22 protein-coding genes are annotated in these 25,911 nt (G+C 44.4%); 19 read left to right on the top strand and 3 right to left on the bottom strand.

The genetic code is table 11. The annotated features are described in order from the left end of the window. The first annotated feature begins 52 nt into the window (after positions 1 to 52). The 3 genes from tgt to AS29_RS21200 all read left to right on the top strand — a co-directional run bounded on the left by tgt (position 53) and on the right by AS29_RS21200 (position 2,000). Positions 53 to 1,204: a tRNA guanosine(34) transglycosylase Tgt gene (gene tgt / locus AS29_RS02850; RefSeq protein WP_035405282.1), complete on the top strand. Its 1,152-nt coding sequence runs from the start codon at positions 53 to 55 to the stop codon at positions 1,202 to 1,204. Between the two features lie 37 nt (positions 1,205 to 1,241). Then, a complete protein-coding gene (gene yajC, locus AS29_RS02845) occupies positions 1,242 to 1,520 on the top strand; it encodes a preprotein translocase subunit YajC (RefSeq protein ID WP_338777345.1) in 279 nt (92 codons plus the stop codon). Positions 1,521 to 1,601: 81 nt separating this feature from the next. Further along, on the top strand, positions 1,602 to 2,000 hold the full coding sequence (locus AS29_RS21200) for a hypothetical protein (RefSeq protein ID WP_156505844.1): 399 nt from the start codon (positions 1,602 to 1,604) through the stop codon (positions 1,998 to 2,000). Between the two features lie 120 nt (positions 2,001 to 2,120). Here AS29_RS21200 and AS29_RS02835 read toward each other — a convergent pair whose 3' ends face one another. Continuing rightward, positions 2,121 to 2,495 carry a TIGR04086 family membrane protein gene (locus tag AS29_RS02835; protein ID WP_035405276.1) on the bottom strand — a complete coding sequence of 125 codons (375 nt, stop codon included), beginning with the start codon at positions 2,493 to 2,495 and terminating at the stop codon, positions 2,121 to 2,123. 165 nt (positions 2,496 to 2,660) lie between these two features. On the opposite strand from AS29_RS02835, the gene AS29_RS02830 reads away from it, so the two are divergent. Beyond that, positions 2,661 to 3,308 carry a DUF421 domain-containing protein gene (locus tag AS29_RS02830; RefSeq protein ID WP_035405274.1) on the top strand — a complete coding sequence of 216 codons (648 nt, stop codon included), beginning with the start codon at positions 2,661 to 2,663 and terminating at the stop codon, positions 3,306 to 3,308. 2 nt (positions 3,309 to 3,310) lie between these two features. On the opposite strand, the gene spoVB is transcribed toward AS29_RS02830, so the two are convergent. Continuing rightward, complete coding sequence (gene spoVB, locus AS29_RS02825; protein WP_035405273.1) at positions 3,311 to 4,885, bottom strand: stage V sporulation protein B; 1,575 nt, start codon at positions 4,883 to 4,885, stop codon at positions 3,311 to 3,313. Between the two features lie 142 nt (positions 4,886 to 5,027). On the opposite strand from spoVB, the gene AS29_RS02820 reads away from it, so the two are divergent. Both AS29_RS02820 and secDF read left to right on the top strand, forming a co-directional pair. After that, a complete protein-coding gene (locus AS29_RS02820; RefSeq protein WP_035405271.1) occupies positions 5,028 to 5,321 on the top strand; it encodes a post-transcriptional regulator in 294 nt (97 codons plus the stop codon). A gap of 36 nt (positions 5,322 to 5,357) precedes the next feature. Further along, positions 5,358 to 7,604, top strand: coding sequence for a protein translocase subunit SecDF (gene secDF / locus AS29_RS02815; protein ID WP_035405388.1), 2,247 nt, complete (start codon positions 5,358 to 5,360; stop codon positions 7,602 to 7,604). Between the two features lie 36 nt (positions 7,605 to 7,640). Here the strand turns inward: secDF and AS29_RS02810 are convergent, their stop codons facing one another. Further along, complete coding sequence (locus AS29_RS02810) at positions 7,641 to 7,766, bottom strand: DUF4023 family protein (RefSeq protein WP_035405269.1); 126 nt, start codon at positions 7,764 to 7,766, stop codon at positions 7,641 to 7,643. 153 nt (positions 7,767 to 7,919) lie between these two features. Between AS29_RS02810 and AS29_RS02805 the strand changes: the two genes are divergently transcribed. The 13 genes from AS29_RS02805 (at position 7,920) to AS29_RS02745 (ending at position 25,908) form a co-directional block, all read left to right on the top strand. Beyond that, positions 7,920 to 8,831: a cation diffusion facilitator family transporter gene (locus tag AS29_RS02805; RefSeq protein ID WP_035405267.1), complete on the top strand. Its 912-nt coding sequence runs from the start codon at positions 7,920 to 7,922 to the stop codon at positions 8,829 to 8,831. Further along, positions 8,828 to 9,178 carry a LapA family protein gene (locus AS29_RS02800; protein ID WP_051860556.1) on the top strand — a complete coding sequence of 117 codons (351 nt, stop codon included), beginning with the start codon at positions 8,828 to 8,830 and terminating at the stop codon, positions 9,176 to 9,178. Before AS29_RS02805 ends, AS29_RS02800 begins: the two co-directional genes overlap by 4 nt. Before the next feature lie 170 nt (positions 9,179 to 9,348). Further along, positions 9,349 to 11,064: a hypothetical protein gene (locus AS29_RS02795; RefSeq protein ID WP_035405266.1), complete on the top strand. Its 1,716-nt coding sequence runs from the start codon at positions 9,349 to 9,351 to the stop codon at positions 11,062 to 11,064. Continuing rightward, positions 11,058 to 12,056, top strand: coding sequence for an alpha/beta hydrolase family protein (locus AS29_RS02790; protein WP_066098941.1), 999 nt, complete (start codon positions 11,058 to 11,060; stop codon positions 12,054 to 12,056). The genes AS29_RS02795 and AS29_RS02790 overlap by 7 nt, the downstream gene beginning before the upstream one ends. An 11-nt stretch (positions 12,057 to 12,067) precedes the next feature. Further along, a complete protein-coding gene (locus AS29_RS02785) occupies positions 12,068 to 13,498 on the top strand; it encodes an extracellular solute-binding protein (RefSeq protein WP_035405264.1) in 1,431 nt (476 codons plus the stop codon). Between the two features lie 121 nt (positions 13,499 to 13,619). Beyond that, positions 13,620 to 16,517 (top strand): Ig-like domain-containing protein, encoded by a 2,898-nt coding sequence (locus AS29_RS02780; RefSeq protein WP_035405263.1) that lies wholly within the window; start codon positions 13,620 to 13,622, stop codon positions 16,515 to 16,517. Positions 16,518 to 16,778: 261 nt separating this feature from the next. After that, on the top strand, positions 16,779 to 18,920 hold the full coding sequence (locus AS29_RS02775) for a heparinase II/III domain-containing protein (RefSeq protein ID WP_051860554.1): 2,142 nt from the start codon (positions 16,779 to 16,781) through the stop codon (positions 18,918 to 18,920). A 59-nt stretch (positions 18,921 to 18,979) separates the two neighbouring features. Continuing rightward, positions 18,980 to 19,594, top strand: a complete 615-nt coding sequence (locus AS29_RS02770) for a YesL family protein (protein WP_035405261.1) — start codon at positions 18,980 to 18,982, stop codon at positions 19,592 to 19,594. A gap of 56 nt (positions 19,595 to 19,650) precedes the next feature. Continuing rightward, on the top strand, positions 19,651 to 20,628 hold the full coding sequence (locus AS29_RS02765) for an ABC transporter permease (protein WP_035405259.1): 978 nt from the start codon (positions 19,651 to 19,653) through the stop codon (positions 20,626 to 20,628). A gap of 22 nt (positions 20,629 to 20,650) precedes the next feature. Beyond that, on the top strand, positions 20,651 to 21,526 hold the full coding sequence (locus AS29_RS02760) for a carbohydrate ABC transporter permease (RefSeq protein WP_035405257.1): 876 nt from the start codon (positions 20,651 to 20,653) through the stop codon (positions 21,524 to 21,526). A 58-nt stretch (positions 21,527 to 21,584) separates the two neighbouring features. Further along, on the top strand, positions 21,585 to 23,138 hold the full coding sequence (locus AS29_RS02755) for an extracellular solute-binding protein (RefSeq protein WP_035405255.1): 1,554 nt from the start codon (positions 21,585 to 21,587) through the stop codon (positions 23,136 to 23,138). Between the two features lie 134 nt (positions 23,139 to 23,272). Continuing rightward, a complete protein-coding gene (locus AS29_RS02750) occupies positions 23,273 to 24,211 on the top strand; it encodes a Gfo/Idh/MocA family protein (RefSeq protein ID WP_035405254.1) in 939 nt (312 codons plus the stop codon). Then, positions 24,208 to 25,908: a hypothetical protein gene (locus AS29_RS02745; protein WP_035405252.1), complete on the top strand. Its 1,701-nt coding sequence runs from the start codon at positions 24,208 to 24,210 to the stop codon at positions 25,906 to 25,908. Before AS29_RS02750 ends, AS29_RS02745 begins: the two co-directional genes overlap by 4 nt. Positions 25,909 to 25,911 lie beyond the last annotated feature (3 nt).

Below are 25,911 nucleotides of genomic sequence, written 5' to 3'. Positions count from 1 at the left end.
AGAAAATTTAGGCTACACTGAATAAAAGGCTACACATAGAGGAGGAGAGACGGTGACAGCTTCATTATCACCGATACGGTACGAATTTATCAAAACATGCAAGCAGACAGGTGCGAGGCTGGGAAAAGTTCATACTCCCCACGGCTCCTTTGATACACCAGCATTTATGCCGGTTGGCACACTTGCAACTGTAAAAACGATGTCTCCCGAGGATCTAAAAGGGATGGGCTCCAATATTATTTTAAGCAACACCTATCACCTGTGGCTCCGTCCGGGAAATGAAATTGTTAAAGAAGCCGGCGGTTTGCACAAATTCATGAACTGGGATCGAGCGATTTTAACGGATTCAGGCGGATTTCAAGTATTTTCCCTTAGTGAATTCCGGAAAATTGAAGAAGAAGGGGTTCATTTCCGCAACCACTTGAACGGAGACAAGCTGTTCCTTTCCCCTGAGAAAGCGATGCAGATTCAAAATGACCTGGGCTCAGATATTATGATGGCGTTCGATGAATGCCCTCCATATCCTGCTGAGTATGAGTACATGAAAAAATCTGTCGAACGGACCAGCCGCTGGGCTGAAAGATGTCTCAATGCTCATGGGCGTCCAAACGATCAAGGCTTATTCGGTATCATTCAAGGCGGAGAGTACGAAGAGCTTCGCAAGCAAAGTGCAAAAGACCTTGTATCCATGGACTTCCCTGGATATGCAGTCGGAGGATTATCTGTAGGTGAACCGAAGGACGTTATGAACAGGGTCCTTGAATTTACAACCCCTTGGATGCCTGATAACAAACCCCGATACTTAATGGGAGTTGGATCTCCTGATTCACTCATTGACGGAGCAATCAGAGGAATCGACATGTTTGACTGTGTCCTGCCTACGCGAATTGCCCGCAACGGAACCTTAATGACAAGCACAGGCCGTCTCGTCGTAAAAAATGCGAAATACGCAAAAGACTTCGGTCCAATCGATGAAAACTGCGACTGCTACACGTGTAAAAATTACTCACGTGCCTATATTCGACACTTAATAAAGTGCGAAGAGACTTTTGGTATCAGACTTACGTCTTATCATAATCTTCATTTTCTGTTAAAATTAATGGAGCAAGTTAGACAAGCGATTCGAGAAGACCGTCTTGGCGACTTCAGAGACGAGTTCTTTGAACAATATGGATTCAACAAACCGAACGCTCGCAACTTCTAAACTTTGAAAGGGGTGAAAGAAAATGGGTGGTAATTCCATGACAACGATTTTATCGTTAGTTTTAATGTTCGCGATTTTTTATTTCCTTTTGATCCGTCCGCAGCAAAAACAGCAAAAGACCTTCCGCCAAATGCAAAGCAGTTTGCAAAAAGGGGACAAGGTTGTGACAATTGGAGGGCTTCACGCGACGATTGAATCAATCGATGAAGAAAAAGCTGTACTAAAGGCTGGCGACGGCTCCCGTTTAACATTCGAACGCAGAGCAATCCGCGAAGTAAAAGAGAAATCCGTACTGGCAAAAACAGAGGAAGCTTAATGCTTTCTCTTTTTTTATTGTTTTTTGACTGTTCGTTTTACGTGAACCAAGAAATGCCAGGCAACGGACCGATAAAGCGGATTGCCAGGAAAGAATGCCAGGCAACGAGCTGGAGAAGCGGATTGCCAGGCAAGAATGCTGGGCAACGAGCTGAAAAAGCGGATTGCCAGGCAAGAATGCCAGGCAACGGCAAAACGGATTGCCAGGCAAGAATGCCAGGCAACGGACCAAGAAAGCGGATTGCCAGGCAAGAATGCCAGGCAATGGACCAAGAAAGCGGATTGCCAGGCAAGAGTGCCAGGAAACGAACCAAGAAAGCGGATTGCCAGGCAAGAATGCCAGGCAACGGACCAAGAAAGCGGATTGCCAGGCAAGAATGCCAGGCAACGATCCGAAAAAGCAGGATGCCAGGCAAGAATGCCAGGCAAAGTCCTCGAAAAGAGTGATGCCAGGCAAGAATGCCAGGCAACGGCCCGATAAAGCGGACTGCCAGGCAAGAATGCCAGGCAACGATCCGGAAAAACAGAATGCCAGGCAACGATTCTCCCCCCACCATAAAAACACCAAAAAACCCGGCATCCGCCGGGTCTCCCACTTCCATTAATCCGATGACATATTAACTCCGATCATTCCGCCCAGCATAGCCATTGCTAAAAATCCTGCGTGGTATAAAAATTGCATAGGTTTTAGCGTTGATCCGAATCCAAGGAATTGGAAGAGCAAAATAATGAGTGTAAAACAAAGTGCCGTGATGCCTCCGAGTATCCAGCCGCGTTCTTTACCTTTGCCTCCGGCGATAAATCCCCCAATGAACAGGGTGATGAAGGAGAGGGCCAGGAGAATCCACCGTATTGAGCTTTCCGTCATGCCTGTGAATTTAAGGAGCAGTGAGAAGATAAGGCTGATTGCCAGAGCGGCAGCAAAAATAGCAACAAGTCCGCTTAGTATAGCTTTTCCCCATTTTTTTGTTTCCATAGTAAGCATCTCTCCCTTTTGGCGCATGCTTGTTTATGCTCGTCTTTTCTTAAGGTATTCAGAAGAAAGGGTGATTAGAATCATTCATTGGAAGAAACTTTGCCGCATGGATTGAAAAAGGCCTGTACAAACTAGAGAAAGCATTGTAAGAAGGGAGAAGCATGGATGGAGATTTATTTAATTATTATCGCCCGGACGGTTTTGCTGTATTTTTTGATTATCATTATTTTCCGTATGATGGGGAAGCGGGAAATAGGCGAGTTAAGTATTTTGGATCTGGTGGTTTTTATTATGATTGCGGAGCTGGCAGTTATGGCGATCGAAAGTCCAAAGGATCCCCTTATGCATTCCGTCATATCCATGCTGCTGCTTTTAGGGATTCAGTACGGTTTGGCTCTTTTGTCTTTGAAGAGTGAAAAAGTCCGTCAGCTTATCGATGGCAAGCCTACAATCATTATCAGCAAAGGGAAGATAGATGAGAGGGCGATGAGGTCCCAGCGGTACAATTTTGATGATTTAATGACTCAGCTTCGTGAGAAAAACGTACGAAACCTCGGGGATGTAGAGTTTGCGATTTTAGAAACATCAGGAAAGCTGAATGTTTTCACAAAGCAGGAAGGAAAGCCTATGCAGAACATTGATTTGGCGCTCATCATTGATGGAGCGATTCAGCCTGCCCACCTTGAAAAAATAGGGAAGACGGAGCTGTGGCTTAGACAGGAACTCCGCAAGCTGGGCTATCAGGAGCTGCAGAACATCTCTTTTTGTACGTATTCCAACGGTGTGTTTTACGTAGATGTGTCAAATGTCTAGATTCAGCGAGGATTTGGAATAAGCTTTGCCAGGGCGGGGCCAAATAGCGGTACCCGCTTCAGTTCTTCCTTTAAAACAAGCTTGAATTGAATTAAAAGGATTACATATATTCCTGTACAGATGGCTATTGCCGCTAGAAGGCCAATGACGCTTCCGAAATTTTTCAGCCAGCTGTAGTAAGCATAATAGCCTGCAGCTCCGGTGATGACCATTGCTGCAAAACTATACAAATATTCTCTTACATAAATGGTCAGTGAAACGACTTTAATAACGGTTGCTAAATGCAGCAGGGTCACAGTCATGATGCCAATGACAATAGCAAGCGCGGCTCCTTTAATGCCCATTTCGGGCCGGGCTGAGAGGACAAAAATCAGAGCCGTTTTAATTAATGCCCCGATTAGACTGTTAATCATAGCGGCGCGTGCAAGGTTTAAGGCTTGGAGGACTGCCTGCAATGGCCCCTGGATGTAATTGAAAATGAAAAATGGGGCCATTAATTTAACAAAAATGGCGGCATCTGCATTTCCGTACATTAAGTTCATCAGGGGATCAGCATAAATATACAGCACAACAGCTGCAAGCCCGCCCGTTACCAGGGACAGTCTTAATGCTTGACGGAGCCTGTGTTCGACCAGCTTCTTCTTGTTTTGAGCCATTGCTTCACTAATGGCCGGTACGAGAGAGGTGGAAAGGGAAAACGTGATAAAGGAAGGAAGCATGAGCAGCGGCAGGGCATAGCCTGCCAGCTCTCCGTATTGCCTTGTTGCCATGGCCGTGCCTATACCTGCAAGTGCCAGACTTTGAGAAACGACGATGGGTTCGAAAAACCATGAAACCGAGCCGATCATCCTGCTTCCAGTCGTTGGAACCGCTATTTCCATTAAATTTTTAAATGTATCTTTGCCGGATTTAATAGACTGAAAAAAATTTTTCCGGACTCTGATTTTCTTTTTAAGCTTAAACATAAAAAAGAGATAAATAAGAGAAACAAGCTCTCCGACTACAGCTGAAAACATAGCTCCTGCAGCGGCATATTCTATTCCGTATGGGAGAAAAGCCGTAGTGAAAACCGCAATGAGCGATATCCGGATAATTTGTTCCAGGACCTGTGAATAGGCAGCTGGCTTCATGTTCTGTTTTCCCTGGAAGTACCCTCTCAATACCGAAGAAACGGCAACGATCGGGACGACCGGTGCAACCGCCATAAGGGGATAGAGTGTTCTTGGATCTGTAAAAAGATGCTCCGATAAATAGGGTGCGGAAAGTAATATGACCGGAGTGAAAAAAATGCTCAAGCTTCCTGTAACTGCAAGGGATACAGCGAGTATTTTTTTTATGCGTTTTTGATCTCCCTGTGCATCAGCTTCAGCAACAAGTTTGGATATGGCAACAGGAAGTCCGAATTGGGTGATGGTAATAATCAGCACAAGTGTAGGGACTGCCATCATGTAGAGGCCGACCCCTTCCTGGCCTACAAATCTTGCGAGAACAATTCTGTTAATGAAACCAAGAACTCGGGTAATGAGTCCTGCCGCAATTAATATGATCGTTCCTTTTAAAAATGTTTGCTTGGACATGCCCTTCCCTGCCTTCTCAAATAGCTTGTTTTCATATACAATTACTATATGACTGTGAGATGGCCAAGCATGACAAGTTTTAGAAGCATAGGTCTATCGTATGGCATACAGCTTATAAGGATTGTTAAAGGAGCGTGCGCAAATGGAGAAACATCCTGCGGAACTGTACAGACATCATGTCAGGCCTTTTATGAAAAGCAAGCTGGAAGAGTTTATGATATTAGGCTATGATCATGTCTCAGAGCAGGAATTGTGGACATACTTGTTGAAAAAGAAGTGGAAGTCTAAAGAAAAATTAATGATTTATAAAATGGTGAGTGACATCATGTCTGTTAGAGCAGGAGAATTCATGAATTTTGCGGCCGTAGAATCGTATAAAGCACCTAATTGGTTCGGAAGCGAAGAAGGCACCAAAATGCTTGAAGAATTGCTGTAACGGACGGGTTCAAGTAGCTAAGGAGGATACATAATGATCAAGCGGGGGCGCATCCTTGCGTTTTTTCTCATTACTGTTTTAGTTGGAGTTATTATTGGATTCAGAACACCGGAAGTAACAGGAAACATTCCAAGGGGACTTGATCTGCAGGGCGGATTTGAAGTGCTTTATGATGTATCGCCAGCAAACAAAGGGGATGTCATTGACAGGGAAGCTCTTGTCAGTACGGTGCGTGCCCTTGAAAACCGTGCAAATGTACTCGGTGTAAGCGAGCCGAATATTCAGATCGAAGGAAAAAGGATCCGTGTTCAGCTTGCTGGTGTTAAAGATCAGAACAAAGCACGCGAGATTCTGTCCACGCAGGCAAAGCTTACATTCAGGGACGTGAATGACAAGGAATATTTGAATGGTTCCGATCTTGTCCAGGGTGCAGCAAAGCAAACCTTTGATCCTCAGTCCAATCAGCCTGTCGTTTCTGTCAAGCTGAAGGATAAATCGAAATTCAAGGATGCTACAAGCAAGATTGTAGCTATGCAGCCGGAAAATCAACTGGTCATTTGGCTGGATTATCAGCCGGGAGACAAATATAAAGAAGAAAGAGGAAAGGCCAAACCGAAATTCCTTTCCGATCCAAACGTTAATGAAGTTTTCGACACAACCGATGTTGTCATTACAGGGCAATTTTCCATAAAAGAAGCACAGGAGCTTGCAAACCTGCTGAATGCCGGGTCTCTTCCGGTCCAGCTTGATGAAACGTATTCAACCTCCGTAGGAGCTAAATTCGGGGAGGAAGCGCTTCAGTCAACTGTGCTCGCAGGAATCATCGGAGTAGCAGTAATCTTCCTGTTTATGCTTTTCTATTATCGTCTTCCAGGAGCGATTGCGGTCATCACATTAAGTGCATATATATTCGTTATTCTCCAGATTTTTGATTGGATGAATGCAGTTCTGACATTGCCTGGTATTGCCGCCCTTATTCTAGGGGTTGGGATGGCTGTCGATGCGAACATTATTACGTATGAACGGATTAAAGAAGAGCTGAAGCTTGGTAAATCCGTGCGCTCTGCCTTTAAGTCTGGAAACAGACGCTCATTCATGACGATTTTTGATGCAAACTTAACCACCATGCTTGCCGGAGCAGTCCTGTTCTTTTTCGGAACAAGTGCCGTTAAAGGCTTTGCAACGATGCTTCTTGTCAGTATTATTGCAAGCTTTGTAACTGCTGTATTCCTTTCAAGAATTCTGCTTTCCCTGCTGGTGGAAAGCCGCTGGCTCGATAAGAAAAAGTCATGGTTCGGCGTGAAAAAGAGTCAAATGCTTGAGATTTACGAAACGGATAAATTTACGGATCCGCCGACACGCTTTGATAAAGTGGATTTCCTAAAATACCGTAATGGCTTTTTCGCTTTCTCAGGAATTACGGTGGCAGCCGGACTTATCATCATTCTGATATTCAAGCTGAATCTTGGGATCGATTTTACAAGCGGTACGCGGGTTGAAATTGGTTCTGAAAAGCCAATCACAGCTGAACAGGTTGAAACAGAACTGAAGTCCATTGATATGGAAGCCGATGAAATTGTCTTAGCCGGTGCAAACAATGACACGGCTGTAGCAAGATTTGTCGGAGTTTTGAGCAAAGAGGAAATTGCAAAACTGAAGGATCAGTTTGCGAAATATGGCAAAGAACCGACAGTAAGTACCGTTTCTCCTGAGGTTGGGAAGGAACTCGCTCAGAATGCTTTCTACGGTATTTTGCTTGCCTCTCTCGGAATTGTTATTTATGTAGCCATCCGCTATGAGTGGAGAATGGGACTATCAGCCATCGTCGCTTTGCTGTATGATGCATTCTTTATCGTTGCTTTCTTCAGTCTTACACGCCTCGAAGTTGATATCACCTTCATTGCGGCAATTCTGACGATCGTTGGTTATTCGATTAACGATACCATTGTAACCTTTGACCGGATTCGCGAGCTTCAAAGAAAAACAAAGGTAAAAACGATCGAGGATTTAAGTATGATTGTAAACAAGAGTTTGCAGCAGACGTTTACACGTTCAATCAATACGGTCCTGACCGTTGTGATTACAACAGTGGCACTCATGATTTTCGGAAGTGACTCGATCCGCAATTTCTCGATTGCCTTGCTTGTCGGGTTAATCTCGGGGGCATATTCTTCTATCTTTATCGCCGCACAGCTATGGCTGATTTTGAAGAAGAAAGAGTTTGTCAAAAAGAAAGACGATCAAACGAAGGAATTGCATTCGAATCAGCACCCGGAAGTGTAACAAAAGCGAGGACCGCCAACTATGCGGTCCTCTTTTTTATTCTTTATGCGTTTTGCTCGGAGAGTCTTTGCCAGCGTTCCCTTTTCCCTGATGTTTCCGATTTGCTTCATCTTTTTCCTGACGTTCGTGCAGGTTATTTACAAATTCATTTGTTTTTTCCATCATCTATCGCTCCTTTCTATGACAGGCAGATTCAATCATAATATGTCCCATTATGTAAAAAATACGATGGAACCCAGTTCATGCTCATTCATTCCTCTTATAAAGGATAAGATAAGAAGAGATGAAATTGACCGGCATAAGAGGAGGGACTTAATGAATAAGGATAATCGGTTTAAACAGGTGCAGATCGCAGCTGTCACTGGTATTGCCGCAAACCTGCTCCTCGCCGTATTAAAAGGGGTAATCGGTTTTATTTCAGGTAGTAAAGCCTTGATTGCCGATGCGGCAATGTCCGTCACGGATGTAGCTGGATCTGTAGTCGTGCTGTTCGGAATCAGGCTTGCCAAGAAGCCTCCAGATGAAGATCATCCTTACGGACATGGAAAAGCTGAGTCGATTGCGGCAGTCGTTGTAGCGGTTCTGCTCACGCTTGTTGGATTTGAAATCGGCAAAACCTCATTTGAGGCGTTTTTTAAACCGGCTAAAGCTCCCTCACCAATTGCGATTGCGGCAGTCGCGGCAGCTATTGTCATTAAGGAAGTGATGTTTCAATATAACTACAGACTGGGTAAAAGATTGAAGAGCGATGCTTTAATTGCCAATGCCTATGATCATCGCTCAGACGTATTTGCTTCACTCGCCGCTCTTGTTGGGATTCTGGGAGCAATCGCTGGTTCCTGGCTTAAGATTGATTGGCTTTTGTATGCCGACCCTTTTGCGGGAGTAGCTGTTTCCATTTTAGTGCTTTTTACTGCCTGGAAGGTAGGAAGTGAAGCGATTCATGCTTCCCTGGATCATGTTATGCACGATGAGGATACAGCTGATATGAAGGAAACCATATTAAATATTGAAGGATTAAAACGGATTGATGAGCTTTTTGCCAGAGAGCATGGTCACTATGCGATCGTCGATGTGAAAATTTCCGTCATTGCGACGCTTTCGGTTTTGGAAGGACATGAAATCGCTAAGCGTGTGAGTGCCGCACTAATGGAATATGAAGAGGTGCAAAAAGTTTTTGTTCATGTTAATCCGTTTATCCCCATAGAGAGAGAGGAATTACGTTGAAAAAACAATGGAGTTTATTGCTAGTCATCTTTTTTGCACTAATCGTAGCTGTTTTTGCGGTGATTAATGTGGAGCCTGTGGAAGTGGATTATTTGTTTGGCCAATCCCAATGGCCGCTCATATTAATCGTTCTTGGTTCTGTTCTCATGGGCGCATTAATGGCAGGATATTCAGGTATGAACCGGGTCCGTTCTCTGAAAAAAGAGAACAAGGCATTAAAGAGGGAATTGGATGAAGTAAAAACTCAGCCAGCTCATAAAGAACCGCTGCCAGCAGTAGACCCTGTTCATGATGAATCGCTCCCGAGCCGCACGGAAAGAAATCATATGACAGATAACAGCCGATAAGATCGGCTGTTTTTATTTTTATCTTGACAAAAGTTTTGAATTTTTAGAATATAAATCTATACATGTATACAACCTGTTTGCAAAAGAGGTGAAAGATTATCCTTTTAAAAAATTGGGGAGCTCCCGTTCAGCTAAGTGAAACAAGAACTGCGGCGGTGTGCAGAAATTCATTGGGGGAAGAAAGAATTGTAATTGCGGCTAAAGGCTTTATCCTTATCACGAATCCGAAAACAGGCAAAACACAGCAGCTTCAATTGGATAACAGGGAGTATCCGTATGTTTCTTTTGCCACGTCAGCCGGGCTGTTCTGTTCAGGAGCAGGTCATCTCTTTTACTGTCTCAATCCTTTTTCAGGAAAGTGGGTTTTTAAAGGCAGGGTGCAGGACAAAGCAGCAGTCTTTGCGATAACCGAGGGATGCAATGGATTTATTTATTTTGTTTCCTACCCCAATTTATTAGTGAGAGAATTTAATCCCGCCAAACCGAAGCTGAGGACTCTCCCTTCTTTACATGCTGAATCGGGCTACGCAGGAACCATGGCTTCTGGAAATGATGGATGGATTTACGCTGGAATTGGTACGGAAATCCCCTCCATCTCAGCCTTTCATCCTAAAACCGGTAAGCAAACAAGCATTTCTCAGCACACAGATGGAATTGGAACAGGCTATGTGAGGAAAGGAAACGACGGGAGAGTATACGCTCAGTATAAAAGCGCTGCTCTCAGATCCTGTGATCCATCCGAGCCTTGGATTGAGCTTAGCGGCGGAAATGTGCTGGGCCCCACCGTGGAGCCATTGGAAGGGCACGAATATTGGGGAGCGGGATTTCATACATGCCATGGCCAGCTTGCCGGTGCAGAAAAGTTAGAGTCGTTTGATCTGACAGAAAAAAAGCTTAAGCTTACGAATAAAATCATACAGGTTTCCTACGAGACACCTGGAGCTGAGCTCAGTACGCTCACGGCTGGTCCTGATGGCAAACTGTACGGAACAAGCATGCACCCTTTGATGCTTTTCAGAGCAGATCAAAAGGGAACAGAGCTATTAGGTAGCTTAGAACAGGGCGGAGGCGGAAATATTTGCACGTATGCCGTTCTTAATCAAGATACGATGTTTGGCAGTGCTTATGCGGGAGGGAAAGTGTATGAGTTCTCATTCAATAAGCCATATGCATTTAATGAAAACCCAAGGCTGATCCTGAAAGCGGATGCCGTCCACCGGCCGCGTGCTTCAGCTATTCACCCTTTCGAAAAGCAGCTGATTTTTTCCGGGTTCCCGGGCTATGGGAAAAGGGGTGGATCTGTTTGTGTGTATGATCCAGCCACGCGTGAGCTAACGACTATTTCACCTGAAGCGCTTTTACCTGATCAAAGCACGGTGAGCCTGGCGTTCGATGCTTCTGGAAACCTGTTTGGGTCAACAAGTGTCAGGACTCCCGGCGGCGCAGCGGAGCTTGCGGAGAGCGCTTCGTTGTACAAGATAAATTGGATGGCCAAAAAATTGGATAGAATGATTGTGCCTTTCCGCTATGAAAAGGAAATTCCGCATATATGTGTGTTTGGTAATGCCGGGCTGGGCATGACTCAGTCATCCATTCTGTTTCAGTTTGATTGTGACTCACTTGCTTCAGCAAAAGTACTAGACTGGTTACCATATGGCCAGCCAGTCAGAGGCGGCTGTATTCAAAGGGGGAAAGAAGTATTCTTTTTGCTTGAACATGCTGTGGTCAAGGCGGATATCTCTTCAGCAGCAGCAGTTTATCTCAGCGTGAACGAGAGGATTACAAGCGGAGGAGCGATTATTGGTGACAGTCTTTATTTTTGTTCAGGAAATACGCTTTTATCGCTGGACCTTAACGGAGGTGAATGGAGCTGGGAAACATGTTGAGCGATTTGAAGGTGGCAAAGATTTTATCCACTCCATCATTAGAAGAGTGGGAGAGTAAGAAGCGTTCCATCATGTCCAGGTGGCTTCAAATCATTAATGAGAATAGCCAACTTTGCAAACCGCTATATGAAATCACAGACATGGCACAAGAGGATGGGTATGTAAGAAAGCATTTGAAATATGCCACAGCTGATGGAGAGGAAGTACCCGCTCTATTATTACTGCCTGATGCTCCGGCGGAGAAACTGCCTGGAATTCTTGCTCTGCATCCCACAAACGCGAATGGAAAAAATGACATAGCCCATCCATCAGGACGCAAGGACCGGCAATATGGAATTGAGCTTGTAAAGAAAGGCTATGCAGTCCTGGCTCCGGACACGATTACAGCTGGAGAACGTATAGAAAAAGGGGATGAAGCTTTTCAAACGAAAAATTTCTATAGCCGTTATCCGGAACGGACAGCAGTTGGGAAAATGCTGGCTGATCACAGACAGGGAGCAGAGGTGCTGGCTTCTCTGAAGGAAGTGGATCAAGACAGAATAGGGGTAATCGGACACTCTCTCGGCGGCTATAATGCGTATTTTTTGGCTACTCTTGATCAGCGGATTAAAGCAGCAGTTTGCAGCTGCGGGTTTAGTATGTTTGCGGGGGACCCTGAACTTCACAGATGGGGAAAACGTGATTGGTTCAGCCATTTTCCTGTTATCAGTGAATGGATGGAACGGAGCGAGGTCCCATTTGATTTTCATGAAATTTTAAGCCTGTGCGCGCCTATGCCTTTATTTCTGTGGATGGGCACGAATGATCCTGTTTTTCCTCATTGGAAAGAGGGTTTAAAAGGGATTATTGAGGTGCAAAAGGTTTATGATGTATTGGGACAAAACGATTCATTTGAATGGGTGATCGGCAGCAGCGGCCATGAATTTCCACCCGCGATCCGGGAGCACTCCTTTCAATTTTTAGACCGGCATTTAAAGTTTACGATCCACTAGGAGAGGTGCTCATGCAATTACGCAGAGAAAATGATTTTGAGAAAAAATATAATCAGTTCATCACTGAACTAAAGGATGAAATTGTCAGTACCCGAATCCGTAAAGGGGAATACCTTCTCCCTGAACATCAGCTTAGCCATAAATATGAGATCAGCAGGGTGTCAATCCGCAAAGGACTTGCCCAGCTCGTCGAGGAGGGGCTAATCGAAAAGATTCCCGGCAAAGGAAACCGTGTTATTCTGGATTCTGCCGTCAATACGACGGTAATCAGCCTTGCCTGGTATTCTACTTCCTATGAAGTGCCAAGCGCTAAGAAAATTATAAAGGAATTTGAGAATGCCCACCCTCATATAAAAGTGAATTTGAAAATTATGCCCGAAACGGAATATGTACCCCAGCTAATCCATTCACTTGAGCAAGGAGAAGGCCCGGATGCTTTTATCGTCTCGGATTCCCAATTCCGTGAGTTCGCTGAAGCCAATAAAATTCAGCTGATGGATGCATATCAGTCACCAAACATGACAGAGAAAAACAGCTATCGCCAGGTTTTCGAGATGTTTTCTCATAATGGCAGTGTGTTTGCTACGCCTTTCCTATTTACTCCAGTCGTTATTTGCTATAACAAGTCTATTTTTAAAAATGCAGGTTTATCCGGTCTTAAAGAGATCGCTGACTGGGAAGAACTGCTGGATGCAGCTCAGAAAGCCACGAAAATATTGGAAGACCAGTCTCTCGTAAAACATTACGGATTTTGTTTTTCCTCTTCTTTTCACCGCTGGCCCGTGTTCGTCCTTCAAAACGGTGGCAAGCTAATGACTTCCAACCGCAGCCGCTTTACTTTAGCAGATGATGCCAATATAGAAGCGCTGCAATATTGTGTTGATTTGATGTACAAGCACCGGGTATCGCCGATTTTTACTCATGGGAGCAACCAGCTGGCAGAGGATATTTTCAATAAGGAAAAAGTGGCAATGATTCTCACGACTTATTATTATTTGAATGAGTTCAGAGATCAGCGCATCAAATGGGACATTCTTCCGCTTCCGAAAAAGGAGAGGAAAGCGACTCTTCTGCTGGGAGCCGGGATCGCGGTAAGTGCAAATTCTGCTGCAAAAGGGGCCTCTCAAGCTCTTGCCGACTTCATGGCAGGAGAAAAGGCTCAAAGGATTTTAAAAGAGAATGGCTGTACCATTCCTGCATTAAAAAAGGCAGCAGAGGACGATACCCTCCTGAACCCGGAGATCCATCCTGATAATTACAATGCTTTTAAGGAAGTCATGCCGTATGCTGTTCCTGTGAGCGAACTCAATTTAAATACGAGGGAAATGACCCTTCTCCAAAATGAATTAAATCTTTCATGGGCCTCTATGGAGAGTCCGAAAGATGCATGTGAACGAATTGAAAAGCTGCTGAATAGTCAATTAGCCGGATGTGACCAATGATCCGGTTTTCTTATTTTCACCATTTTTCTGAAAATTCAGCCAAAAGAATTGACGAAGCCTTTCCAGTTCATTACATTTGAAAGAGTGCACGAGGAAAATACAGGAAGATTGGGAGGATACTATGTTGAAAGTCCGAAAGCTTCTTGACATTACATGCGTTGTTTTATTCTTTATTGCAGCGGGGGGGATTCTTTTCCCGCATCATGCAAATGCGGCCAATGATGATATAGAGTCCATACAAATCATTCCCGCGAAGATTAAGGTGAAGACAGGAGAGAGAAAGCTAGTAACGGTTTTAGCAAAAAAAGAAAATGGAAGCGTCACCATGGTCAGCGGCAGCTCTCTGAAGATAAAAGACAAGGAAGTTGCTATACTTGATGGACAGGCAGTGAAGGGAATCAGCCCTGGTAACACAGTGCTGACTGCCGAGTTCAAAGGGTTTAAAGCCGAGGCGGTGGTGGAAGTGATAAAAGATCAAAATCAGTCTGTCTATCAGACGGTTCTCGATTTGCCTGAACAGGTATCAACAGGAGCATATACACCTGCTCCACTCTCTATTTCCGCATCAGACATAAAGAAGCGGGGAGCTGATAATATTGATGTGCAAATCACGAAATTGTCCGGACCTGGCGATCTGATTGCCATAAATCGGGGAGAAAGAATAACCGCGATTAAGAATAAAGGCGACTTGTTAACCGAATTGGACTTAAAGAAGGATCACAGTGAAACATTAAAGACTGAATTCAGGTTTTCTAAAGCGGGATCTTACACATTTACAGTTCAGCTTACCAATCCTTATGGAGATGTGATTGCAGAAACAGTTAAGACAGCGGAGGTGCTCCCAGCTTTTCAAGATCTGGGTACCCAGATTGAAAAACTGATGGCGATGAAAGGTGCCTTCGGAAAGGATGAGAATGGGCGGTCCGTTGCTTACACGGTCCTTGCAGGAAGGCCTGCCCAGCTAGCAGTGACGGATGTTGAAACCGAAGAAATTAAACGGATTATTCCGCTTCCGGAAGCGGAGGCAGCATGGGCTGTGACCGTTGCTTCAGATGGAACGGTATATGCAGGCTCTACTCCGAATGGTACTCTCTATAAATATGTTCCGGGAAGAAGCGAAGCAGAGGTTCTCGGCAAACCGGTTCCGAAGCAAACCGTAATCTGGGATTTGACAGCGGGAGAAAACGGGAAAATTTACGGCGGGACGTATTTTGACGGCCATGTTTTTGAATATGACCCGGCAAAAGGATTTACAGACTTTGGAGAAATGGTACCAGGTGAAGAGTATGTGCGCAGTGTGGCTTACGATCCAGAGGAGAACGCCGTTTATGCTGGAGTCGGGGCACATGCCCATTTAATAAAATATGATATCAAATCCGGCAAAAAGACGAATGTTTTACCTGCTAAATACAAATCTTACATATCCGTTTATGACCTTCAGGTTCAGGGAGGGAAGCTGTTTATAAAGCTTGAGCCTGAATTTAAGCTGGTTGTAGCAGATAAAAAAACAATGGAAATCGATTATGAAACAACCGCACAGTCCAGAGGGGTTTCTCCACTTTCTCCAGATGGAAAAAGTGTATTCTATACCTCCTCAGGAATTCTCTATCGATACAATCTTGAATCGAAGACAGCAGAGCCCGTGACCTCAGGCGGTGCACAGGTGAATCTGGAACAGCCTGTAATCGGTTTCGGGTTCCAGCCCCTGTCAGAGGCTTCGTTCAGCGGGACCGCACTTGTAGGGTTTGTTGGTAATTATGAAGGACGCTTCTTTAAATACGGGTTAACAGACGGTGCTTTAAAGAAGACCGTACTCTCTTTGCCGCCTCAGCCGACAAATATTTATAATATCCTCGGTGGGCCGGACGGTAAAATTTACAGCAGCGGATTCATTGGCGGTGACGTGGGAGTTTTTAATCCTCTTACCGGACTCACCAAGCAGGAAACAGGTCTTGGTCAAGTCGAAGGGATGACCTCCATCGGCAGTAAAATGTATTTCGGCGTTTATCCTGCTGCCAGAATTTACGAATACGACTCTTCCCTGCCGTGGAATCGCAGGACCAATATGAAGCTGCTATTTGACCTGCATGGGCCAAATGAACAAAATCGGCCAGTTTCCATGGATTCAATACCTGAGAGGAATGAAATTTATATAGGCTCGGTTCCGGATTACGGAAAGAACGGAGGTACCCTATCCATCTATAATCGCTCCTCCGGCCAGCTCAACGTAAACCGGAATATTGTACCGAATCAAAGTATTGTCTCAGTGAAGGCATCAAAAGGCCTCGTCTATGCCGGATCCAGTATTTTTGGAGGAACGGGGGCCGATCCCGTTGAAAAAGAAGCAAAGCTGATTACATGGGATCCGGCCTCGTCCAAAAAGACGAATGAAATCGTGCCGGTTCCAGGAAAAGTGTCAGTGAGCTACCTTCATGATGATGAACAGGGCAACATTTGGGGAATTGCACAGGATACTCTTTTTATTTACAATCCCGATGAGAAAAAGACGATTTATCAGGAAGTGAAATTCCCCGGTGTGCGCAGCTACCGTGTCGGCGGCATCATGAAGGAAGGGAAAGACGGTAACTTCTATGTAACGGTTGATCAGACATTTTATAGAATCAATAAGTCCACTAAAGAAGTGGTTCCTCTTAAACAGCAGGCAAAAAAATTAGCGGAGGATGCTATGGGGAACTTCTATTTCGCAGAAGGTGACGATTTGTCTACCGGAAACAATATTTGGCGCTATACGATCGAGGATCCTGTCATTCGTGCTGAGGCAGTTGATATTAAAGACAAAGGCGCTGTTCTTTCGCGTGGAGAATCGATCAAGCTGCAGACTTCAGTCGTCCCTGAATTTGCTGTCAATAAAGAAATTCAATGGTATTCAAGCAATAGCGGAGTGGCAAACGTAGAGCAGGATGGCACAGTGACCGCCTTGTCTGAGGGTGAAGCCGTTATTACAGCTGTCCTCCAAAATGGAAATAAAAGTGATGCTGTAACGGTTCAAGTTAAATAATGATGAGGGCGTGGAAATCGCCCTCCCTCTGCTTTTCAAAAGGGCCATTTCTAAAAGATCGTATATATTTATATGTTGATCAGGAAAGTAAACGGCATAGGTTGATTGGCTGCAGTCCTGAAACATACTTCCAAAAATATGAAAAAGTCATTGAAGTTATCTGTAAATTGTGATAATTTATGGGTAGATACATAGATGGCAAGTCTTTTCATAGGATATTAAATACAAGTGAAATACATGTATGCAAAAGGAGGGATCGTCTTGAGTACAGGGAGATTCGAAGTGCTGGATATTAGCACGCTGGCAGTTGGAGAAAAAGCAGAGGTCAAATGTTTTTACTGTCCGGAAGGAATGACTCCTGAAATCGACACAGATGCACCTGAACTTCTTTCAGTCTCAGACGGTCACCTCATTGCTCAAAAAGAAGGGGAAACGTTCTTTACGGTTAAAGGAAACGGGGAAACAGTAAGAAAAAAATTAAAAATTATCCCTTCAATCAAAAGTAATGTAAGCGCTTTAAATAAAAAGCTCCTTTCGCTATCCCCTGAATTAATGACTGACGGCTTTTCAGCGGAAGCTTGTCAAAAAGCTATATCTATAGCAGAAGAATATTTAGAGGAAAGGGAGCTTTTAATTACATACGGCAAAGCATCACATACAATGACCGTTTCGATCCCTCTGCTTCAGCCGAATCAGCTGGAGGACCCTCCCGGATATAAGGAATATCCTTATTGGACGATGTTTTCCAGGAGGATTGAGGAAAGGATTAAAGGTTTGAGCATGGCCTATTGCTTAACGGAGCGAAAAGAGTTTGCTGAAAAAATTAAAGAATATTTATTAGGGCTTGCAGGTTTTACCAGATGGTACGAATTTCCCCACCGCGGTTCAGAAGGAAATTTGAGCAACGCCCATTTCCTGATGGGGGCTGCGATCGGATATGATACCATCCGCCACTTGCTGACCGAAAGGGATGCGCGTTTAATTCGAAACGCAATTCTTACCCATGGAATTCGGCCGCTGGCTGCTGACTTTGACAACTTTGATAGACATAACATCGTTTGCTCCAAACAATGCGCACTTTTAATCGGTGCTCTCGTCATTTGGGAAGAAATCCCTCAAACAGAGACATATATAGAATTCGCCAAAAAATATTTGCAGGTTTATTTGAACGAAAAATCAGTTTCGGAGGAAACAGAGGGCCTTTTATATACAGCAGTAGCGGTGCATCACCTATTATTCGCATCAGATGCATACCGGAAAAAAACAGGCGACAAAAGCTTAAGCAGTCACATGTATTTCAGCCGTGTACTCCCAGATCAATTTTTCTGGCTGATGGGTGCAGGAAATACTCCGGAACACAGCAACTTTTCGGATTCCTTCCATAAACTTGAACTTTCCGCCTTAATGTATTTCCTGGCAAGCCGCAACCATAACCCGGCAGCAAAATGGTATATTCAAAATTTTTGCAAAGATTCGCTTGAACAGCTTCACTATCCGGTTCCTTCCTTCCAGCCCCTTACTCCTGAAAAGTACTACACTAGACCGTATGTCAAAGTCTTTGAACCTATTGGACTCGCTGCACTGAGAACGGGCTGGGGCAAAGAGGATAGTGTTCTTTCCTTTACCTCAAGCCGTTCAGCCAGGGATCACAATCACTTTGATCAAAATAGTGTCATCCTGAATGCAGGGGGTGAATGGCTGCTGACAGATCCGGGTTATCAGGATTACGTTCCGGGGCCGGGAAATGAGTTTACAACCGGAACTATCGGACACAATTCCCTTTTGATAAACGGAAAAGGGCAAAGTCTGAGAGGCGGGGGAGCGATTGTATCACATGCTGCAAGAGATGGCTGGGGAAGGGTTTCAGGAGAAGCAGCTAAAAGCTATGGCGGGCGGATTAATGGATTCCGGAGAACCATCATTTTTTCAGAAAAGTATGGGATTTATCTTATTTGGGATCAGGTTAAAAAAAAGAACAGACATGATCGAATATCATACTTGTTTCATACAAAATCCACAATTCAATCAGGCGGCAAACAAATTATTACAGGAGAATCATTGCCTGGGAAATCCTTGACCATTGAGGGGGATCATCATGCTGCAGAAGTGCTTTGGCCTAAGGAAAGGGTTAAGGCGGTTCATAAAGTATACCGTGGGGCAGAACAATATGGAACTTATCTCGAGGCTGAAAGCAGTGAGGAAACCATGTTAACTGTCATTATTCCGAGGTTTTATGGCAAAAACAGTGGCTGCAGCTTCAGCTGGCTGAAGAACGAAAATGAACTGAAGATTACGAAAGAAGGACTTTTTGAAGCATGCTTTGTTTCACTGCCGGACAAAGAATCGGATTCGTTGAAAATACGAATTGCCGGACATTCAAATTCTGAAAATATCATTCTATAAAATCATTTCTATGATATATCAGCAGAAACCAGCATGGTCAGGAAAGGAGGAGATGGAACTTGGAAGGAATAAGCGGAAGGGTAATGGAGCTTTGTGATTGGGGCGTAAAATTGGCCTGGCTAAATGTGCTCTGGATCATGTATACGCTGGCCGGGCTTGTGGTACTTGGGATTTTCCCTGCTACAGCAGCTGCCCACCATACAGTCAGGACTTTAATCAAAGGCGAAGATCAGAAGGCAGGCAAGGTGTTCAGGGAATATTACAGGAGAGAATGGAAGAATACAAACAAGCTGGGATACCTCTTTTTTTCAATAGGAGCCATTCTTTATATTGATTATAGTTTTTTTCGGTCATTTCCCTCCATTTACGCACTGCTAGCCTCATATTTATGCTTTATCCTGCTTGCTGTCTGGCTCTTTGGATTCATTACTGTTTTTTCACTTTATGTTCATTATGATATGAAAAGCTTTGGATACGTAAAAAATTCCATCTATCTTTTGTTAGGGTACCCCGCTACTTTCTTTCTGCTGGCAGCCGGACTTTTATTAATAGCGGTTATCTTGTTCTATATCCCTGGACTTTTGCCATTCTTCGCTATATCCGGACCGATTTTCTTTATTGAATGGGCTTGCAGCAGAAGGTTTCATAAGCTGCATCCGTCAAGAGCAGGGTAAGACCCTCTCTGAATAATAAAATACAAGTTCTATACAGGTATATAAGGAGGGATCACATGGAAAATCAGCCCGTACAAACCCCAGTCGTGCCTAAATTGAATGAAAAACTGCCGGTGCAAAAAATATCACTGGCTGCTAAGGCGAAACGATCATTTCTCAGACAGCGTTATTTATACCTGCTTCTGCTTCCGGGATTTCTCTACTTCCTGATTTATAAATACATTCCGATGCTTGGTTTGGTGCTTGCGTTCAAGGATTATAATCCGTTTCAGGGGATTATCGAAAGTCCATGGGTCGGCTTCGCACACTTTGAGAAAATTTTCTCAAACAGTGATGTTCTGCAAGTAATCTGGAATACATTAAGTCTCTCATTTCTCCAGATCGTATTCGCTTTTCCAGTTCCGATTATTTTAGCCATTATGCTTAATGAGGTAAGAAGCCAAACGTTTAAACGAATTGTTCAATCAGTCATTTATCTGCCTCACTTTTTATCCTGGGTGGTGGTTGTCGGCATTACCGTTATTTTCTTGAGAAGTGAAGGCCTCATCAACAGTATGCTGATGGCGGCAGGTCTTGATTCGATTCCTTTCCTGACCAATCCTGCCTTTTTTCAGCCGCTTATCGTCCTTCAGGTGATTTGGAAAGAGGCCGGTTGGGGAACGATTATTTTCCTTGCAGCGCTGTCTGGAATTAATCCGCAGCTATATGAAGCGGCGATTATGGATGGTGCCGGACGTTTAAAGCAAATATGGTATATTACGCTGCCTGCTCTAAAGAGCACGATTTTGATCTTGCTGATTTTGAGACTGGGAAACGTTCTGGACAGCGGTTTTGAGCAGATTTTCCTCATGCTGAATCCATTTAATATGGATGTTGGAAATGTTTTGGATACGTTTGTGTATTTTAAAGGCATTCAGCAGGCGGACTACGGTTTTGCCACTGCCGTCGGACTGTTTAAAGGAGTGGTCGGATTGATCCTTGTGGTCACTGCCAATCGGCTTGCGAAGAGATTTGGTCAGGAAGGCCTCTATTAAACCATGAATGGATGTGAACGATATGCACCATCGCTCAATACCTGACCGGATTCTGGAAGGGTTCAATATGCTCGCACTGCTCCTGATAGGATTTGTGATGATTTTTCCTTTTCTTTATATTTTTACAGTCTCCTTTTCTTCCTTATCCGATTTTTTAAACAATGACTTTCTGCTTTGGCCAAAGCAATGGGTAACAGATGCTTATGAATACATCCTCAGCTCCCAAAACTTTTTAAGGTCGCTTGGAGTGACGGTTTTTATAACGGTCGCAGGGACAATCGTGAATTTATTTTTTACAGCCACTATGGCATATGCTCTTGCCCGTCCGATTGCCGGTCAAAGATTCTTCATTCTGTTCGTGCTCTTTACCATTCTATTCAGTGCCGGAATGATTCCAACTTACCTTGTGGTCAAAGCTACCGGCCTTCTGAATTCGATTTGGTCGCTGATTATTCCGGTTGCAATCAGTCCTTTTTATTTAATTGTCATGAGACAGTTTTTCCTGAACATCCCTGAAGAGCTTCACGATGCGGCTTTAATTGATGGAGCGAATGAAGGGCAGGTGTTCTGGAAAATTGTCCTTCCGCTATCCAAACCTGCTCTTGCTGCGTTTGGCTTGTTTTATGCAGTGATGCATTGGAACAACTACTTTACTGGAATTCTTTACTTGAATGATCCGTCGCTTTGGCCGATTCAAGTGGTTTTGCGGCAGATTGTTGTCATCAATGAACCGAACTCGGCGCTTGGAAGTACAGCGGCAATGCTTGAAAGTCCCCCGCCTCCTGAAACCATACAAATGGCGGCAATCCTGCTTGCCACATTGCCAATTTTGCTTGTGTATCCATTTCTTCAAAAACATTTTGCTAAAGGGGTGATGCTTGGATCTGTTAAAGGGTGAAGAAAGGCTGCATTCAAGTTGATTTCATGGGTCAATTACCGTAAACGGAGGGATTGGGATGAAGAGAGCGAAAGGGTTAAGTCTTATATTAGCAGGCATTCTTCTGGCAGGAGGCTGTACGTCAAATGATACCGCTTCTAAACCGGCAGAGAACGAAAAGGATCCGAATAAAAAATATACGGTAACCGCCATTGATTTTCGTTTTGGGGATCCGCCTCCAAAAGATGGCGCCGGACTGAAAATGATTAATGAAAAATTCAATGTGGATTATCAGGTTCAATTCGTTCCGCAGGCTGATTATCAGGAAAAGCTTTCTGCAGTGGTAGCTTCTGGGGATGTACCGGACATGGTTGGATTTGAAGCTGTGGACACAAGATTTGCAAAATGGGCCGGACAAGGTGCATTTTTGCCTCTTGATGAATACATCGGGAAATATGAGACCCTGAAAAATGTTCCAGATCACATTTGGGAATCCATGAAGGTAAACGGAAAAATCTACGGGATTCCTACTTATTACCCTGAAGCGGACCTGACTCCGATTATCCGTAAGGATTGGTTGGATAAACTTGGGCTTGAAATGCCGAAAAACTATGAAGAGCTAAAAGCAGTAGCGTTAGCTTTCACCAAAAATGATCCAGACGGAAATGGAAAAAATGATACGTACGGATTTGCAATGGGAGAGAAAATCAACCCGGACTTTGACATGGGGGCTTATTGGAATGCAGAGTCCTGGCTGCACAAAGATAAAGACGGCAAATATATTCCGGGAATGATCTCTGATGCACGCAAAGAAATGATTCAGTTTTTTGCCGATCTTTACAAAGAAAAAGCCATCACGCAGGATTATGCGGTTCTAACATGGCCAGATACGAATAAGGAGTTCTTCTCAGGCAAAGCGGGAATTTTCGTTGGGGCGCCGAGAGGAATGTCCGAACCTTATTATGCCGGATTATTGGAGCTTCAGCCGAATGCAGAATTCGCTCCGCTATACCCATTTGCTGATCCTGATGGAAACACGGGATATACAGCCACTTCAGGCTACGGCGGTATTACTGCCATTTCAGCTGACCTGGCAAAGGATCCGGGCAAAATTAAAAAAATCCTTGAAATGATGGAATTTGGGCGCACCTTCTATCCGCGTGAACAACGGACACCTGAGAATAAAGAGTTTGACTGGTGGTGGGGAAATGAAGGAAAAGGATACACAATGCAGGATGGAACAGCGGTACTTGACCCGAATTTTGCCACAGAAGGAAAAACGCCTTCTACGTACTATGTAGATAATGCAATGTGGCCTCCAAATGAAGATGTGAATGAGTTCTACAAAGATTATAAAAATGAAAAAGTCTCCAAGCTTGCGAAAGAGCTTGAAGAAATGCACAAGTCTACAAAGCATTACATGAATCCTGTAAATGGTCTTGTCTCTGAAACGGCACAGCAGAAAAAAGAAGAATTTGATCAGTTCCTTTTTGATGAACAGGCAAAAATGATTGCAGGTCAGCGTCCTGTTTCTGAATGGGATAAGATGGTTGAGGAATTTTTGAATATGGGCGGACAGAAAATGATTGAGGAGTACAATTCTCAAATTAAAGATGGGGAGCACTGGAAGTAAGAGCAAAGGGGGCTGGGTTTTTATGAATCCCGAGCCCCTTTTTCTTCCTATACATGCAATTGACATGTAAGCCTCTCTGGAACATGAAACAAAAAAGCTGTGGAAAGTTGATTTTTGCTGGAAGGGGTGAGGGGATGCTGAACATTGCGATGATCGGACTTGATACGTCCCACGCAGAAATTTTTACTGATCTTGTTATGAATCCTGAAAATCCTCACTTTATTGAACGTGTTTTAATTAAGGCGGCCTATCCGGGAGGCACAGGTGATTTTCCATTAAGTATAAATAGGGTGGAGCGTTATACATCGTTATTAAGAGATAGATATCACATTGAAATGACAGAAACACCGGAAGAAGCGGCAGGCAAATGTGATGCGGTTTGGATAACGTCGGTTGACGGGCGAATGCACGAGGAGCTGTTCCGTAAAATTTGTCCTTATGGAATTCCTGTATTTATTGATAAACCTTTTTCAGTCAGCTCCAATTCTGCCAAAAGAATAATCGATCTTGCAAAGAAATGGAACGTTCCGCTGATGAGCAGCTCTTCACTGAGGTTTGGCGAAAACCTTCAGACGTTTTTATCTGCATACAAGGGGCGCATTGACCATGCGGAATGCATCGGTCCGCTAACTTTTGAGATGACACAGCCTGGTTATTTCTGGTATGGAATTCATCTGGCTGAAATGCTCTTTTCCATTTTAGGAAAAGGGTGTGAGAGCGTTCAGGCAGCCGTAAGAGATGAGATGGAAATGGTCATGTGCGAGTGGAGCGGGGGCAGGACAGGAACTCTTTTCGGCATGAAAACCGAACAGGCTGATTTTGAAGCGGTTATTACGATGAAAGACAGTGAGAAGCATTTGAATTTGAGCAGGACTCAAAAACCGTATTATGCTTCCCTTCTCGACCAAGTCGTGAATTTTTCAAAAACAGGAAGACCAGTTCCGGAGAATGAAGAGACGCTTGAAATTATACACTTTATTGAAGCGGTAAATCTGAGCAGGAACCGCGGTGGCGAAAAAGTCGTTATTCAAACAAAGAAAGAGAGAACCGGCATGGGCAGGTGTGAGACATGAGGATGGCAAAAATCGGATTGCTGCTTGATGAGCAAGCCGCAGCGGATAAATGGACAAAACAGGAAAATGTTTTCGCTTTCTATATTAGAGAAGTACTGGACCATTTAGGAATTCCCTATCAGGTTCTATCAAATCAAACCGATTCGTTAAAAGAGATGGATCTATTAATAGCGGGATTGCTGAATGAATCACGGCAGTCACTTGATGGCCTCCTCTCATTTGTGGAGGCAGGGGGAACGGTGATTCATTTATCGGATTCTCCTAAACTTGCAAGCTGGGCTGGATACAAGACGGAGTCCGGGGGAAATGGATACGGCTACACGCCAAAAGGTCTGGGGCATCCAAAGCCTCTCCGGTTTTTAAAAACAAATACTTGGTATAAAGGGGCTCCATCGGGATGGAACGCGAAATCAGGATTTTTAGTGAGCGGATCCCCTAAAGGGCCTGTGCTGTCAGAGCTCTGGACGGTCATACACTCAGGGAGTGGAAAAATTGTTCACTGCCAGGCTGACATTCCGTACTCCATCGTGGGAATACAGCAGGGGATTGAACCGATTTGGAAAGATGGGGAGCCGGCTCCGGACGGAACGGCCGGTATTGATGATGGCCAGCTGAAGGCGGACGATAGCTTTACTTTGGACTGGAGCTTTGACAGGGCAGAGACCGAAACAGGGATGAACTATTTTTCTGAAGCTCATGCGGATAAATGGAGAGAAGTGCTCGTTCATAAGCTTGCCGAAATGGCTTTGGAAAAAGGGCTGACAGTCCCTTTCGCGGGAAGATGGCCTGAAGGAATTGAGCATATTGCGACCATTTCTCATGACAGTGATTTTAATTTGGAAGAATCGGCTGACATCACACTTTCTCTGTTAAAAGAATGCGAAGTTCATTCTACTTGGTGCATGATCGAGCCCGGGTATGAGAGGCCCTTATATGAAAGGATTAAGCAGGAGGGCCATGAGCTTGCCTTCCATTACAACGCGCTTGAGCTTGAGAATGGCCTGTGGAGCGAGAAAGAGTTTAAGCGGCAGCTGCAGGACTTGAAAAGCAAGGCAGATTTGAAAACGGTTTATACAAATAAAAATCACTATACCCGCTTTGAAGGCTGGGGAGAGCTGTTTGAGTGGTGTGAAAACGAGGGCATTCAAGTTGATCAGTCCAGAGGACCAAGCAAAAAGGGAAACATCGGCTTTTTATTTGGAACGTGCCTCCCTTATTACCCGATTGCCTGGCATACCGAAAATAACCGGCAGTATAACGTTCTCGAGCTCGGCTTTTTAACACAGGACCTTAATCATCATGCCCTTGCAGATACATCCGTGATTGATCCTTTTTTGGAAGAAGTGAAACGAATCGGCGGGGTTGCCCATTTTCTTTTTCATCAGCTTCATTTCCTCGAGCAGCCAAAGGTGTCGGAGGCTTTCAGAAAATTAGTGAAAACGGCCCGTGACCGCCGATTTGAATTTTGGACATCCAAACAAATTGCGATTTGGGAACGGGAAAGAAGAAAGATGAAAATTGAAGGAATTTCGGATTCAGGTGAACCGGCCGTATCTGGGGCGGTGACCGGAGCAGATACAGTCATATGGGTACCGGTGCCAAAGGAGGCACATTGGGAGAAAGAGGCAGCCGAGATCCGCTACGGTCACTTATGCCTGAAGAAAATCTTCTCGCATACACAAGCACAAACGTCCTGAAAG

The sequence above is a fragment of the Bacillus sp. SJS genome (genome assembly GCF_000732485.2).
Taxonomy (GTDB): Bacteria; Bacillota; Bacilli; order Bacillales; family Bacillaceae; genus Metabacillus_B; species Metabacillus_B sediminis.
The sequence above is the reverse complement of the archived record's forward strand: the minus strand, read 5'-3'. Positions and strand labels throughout refer to the sequence as shown.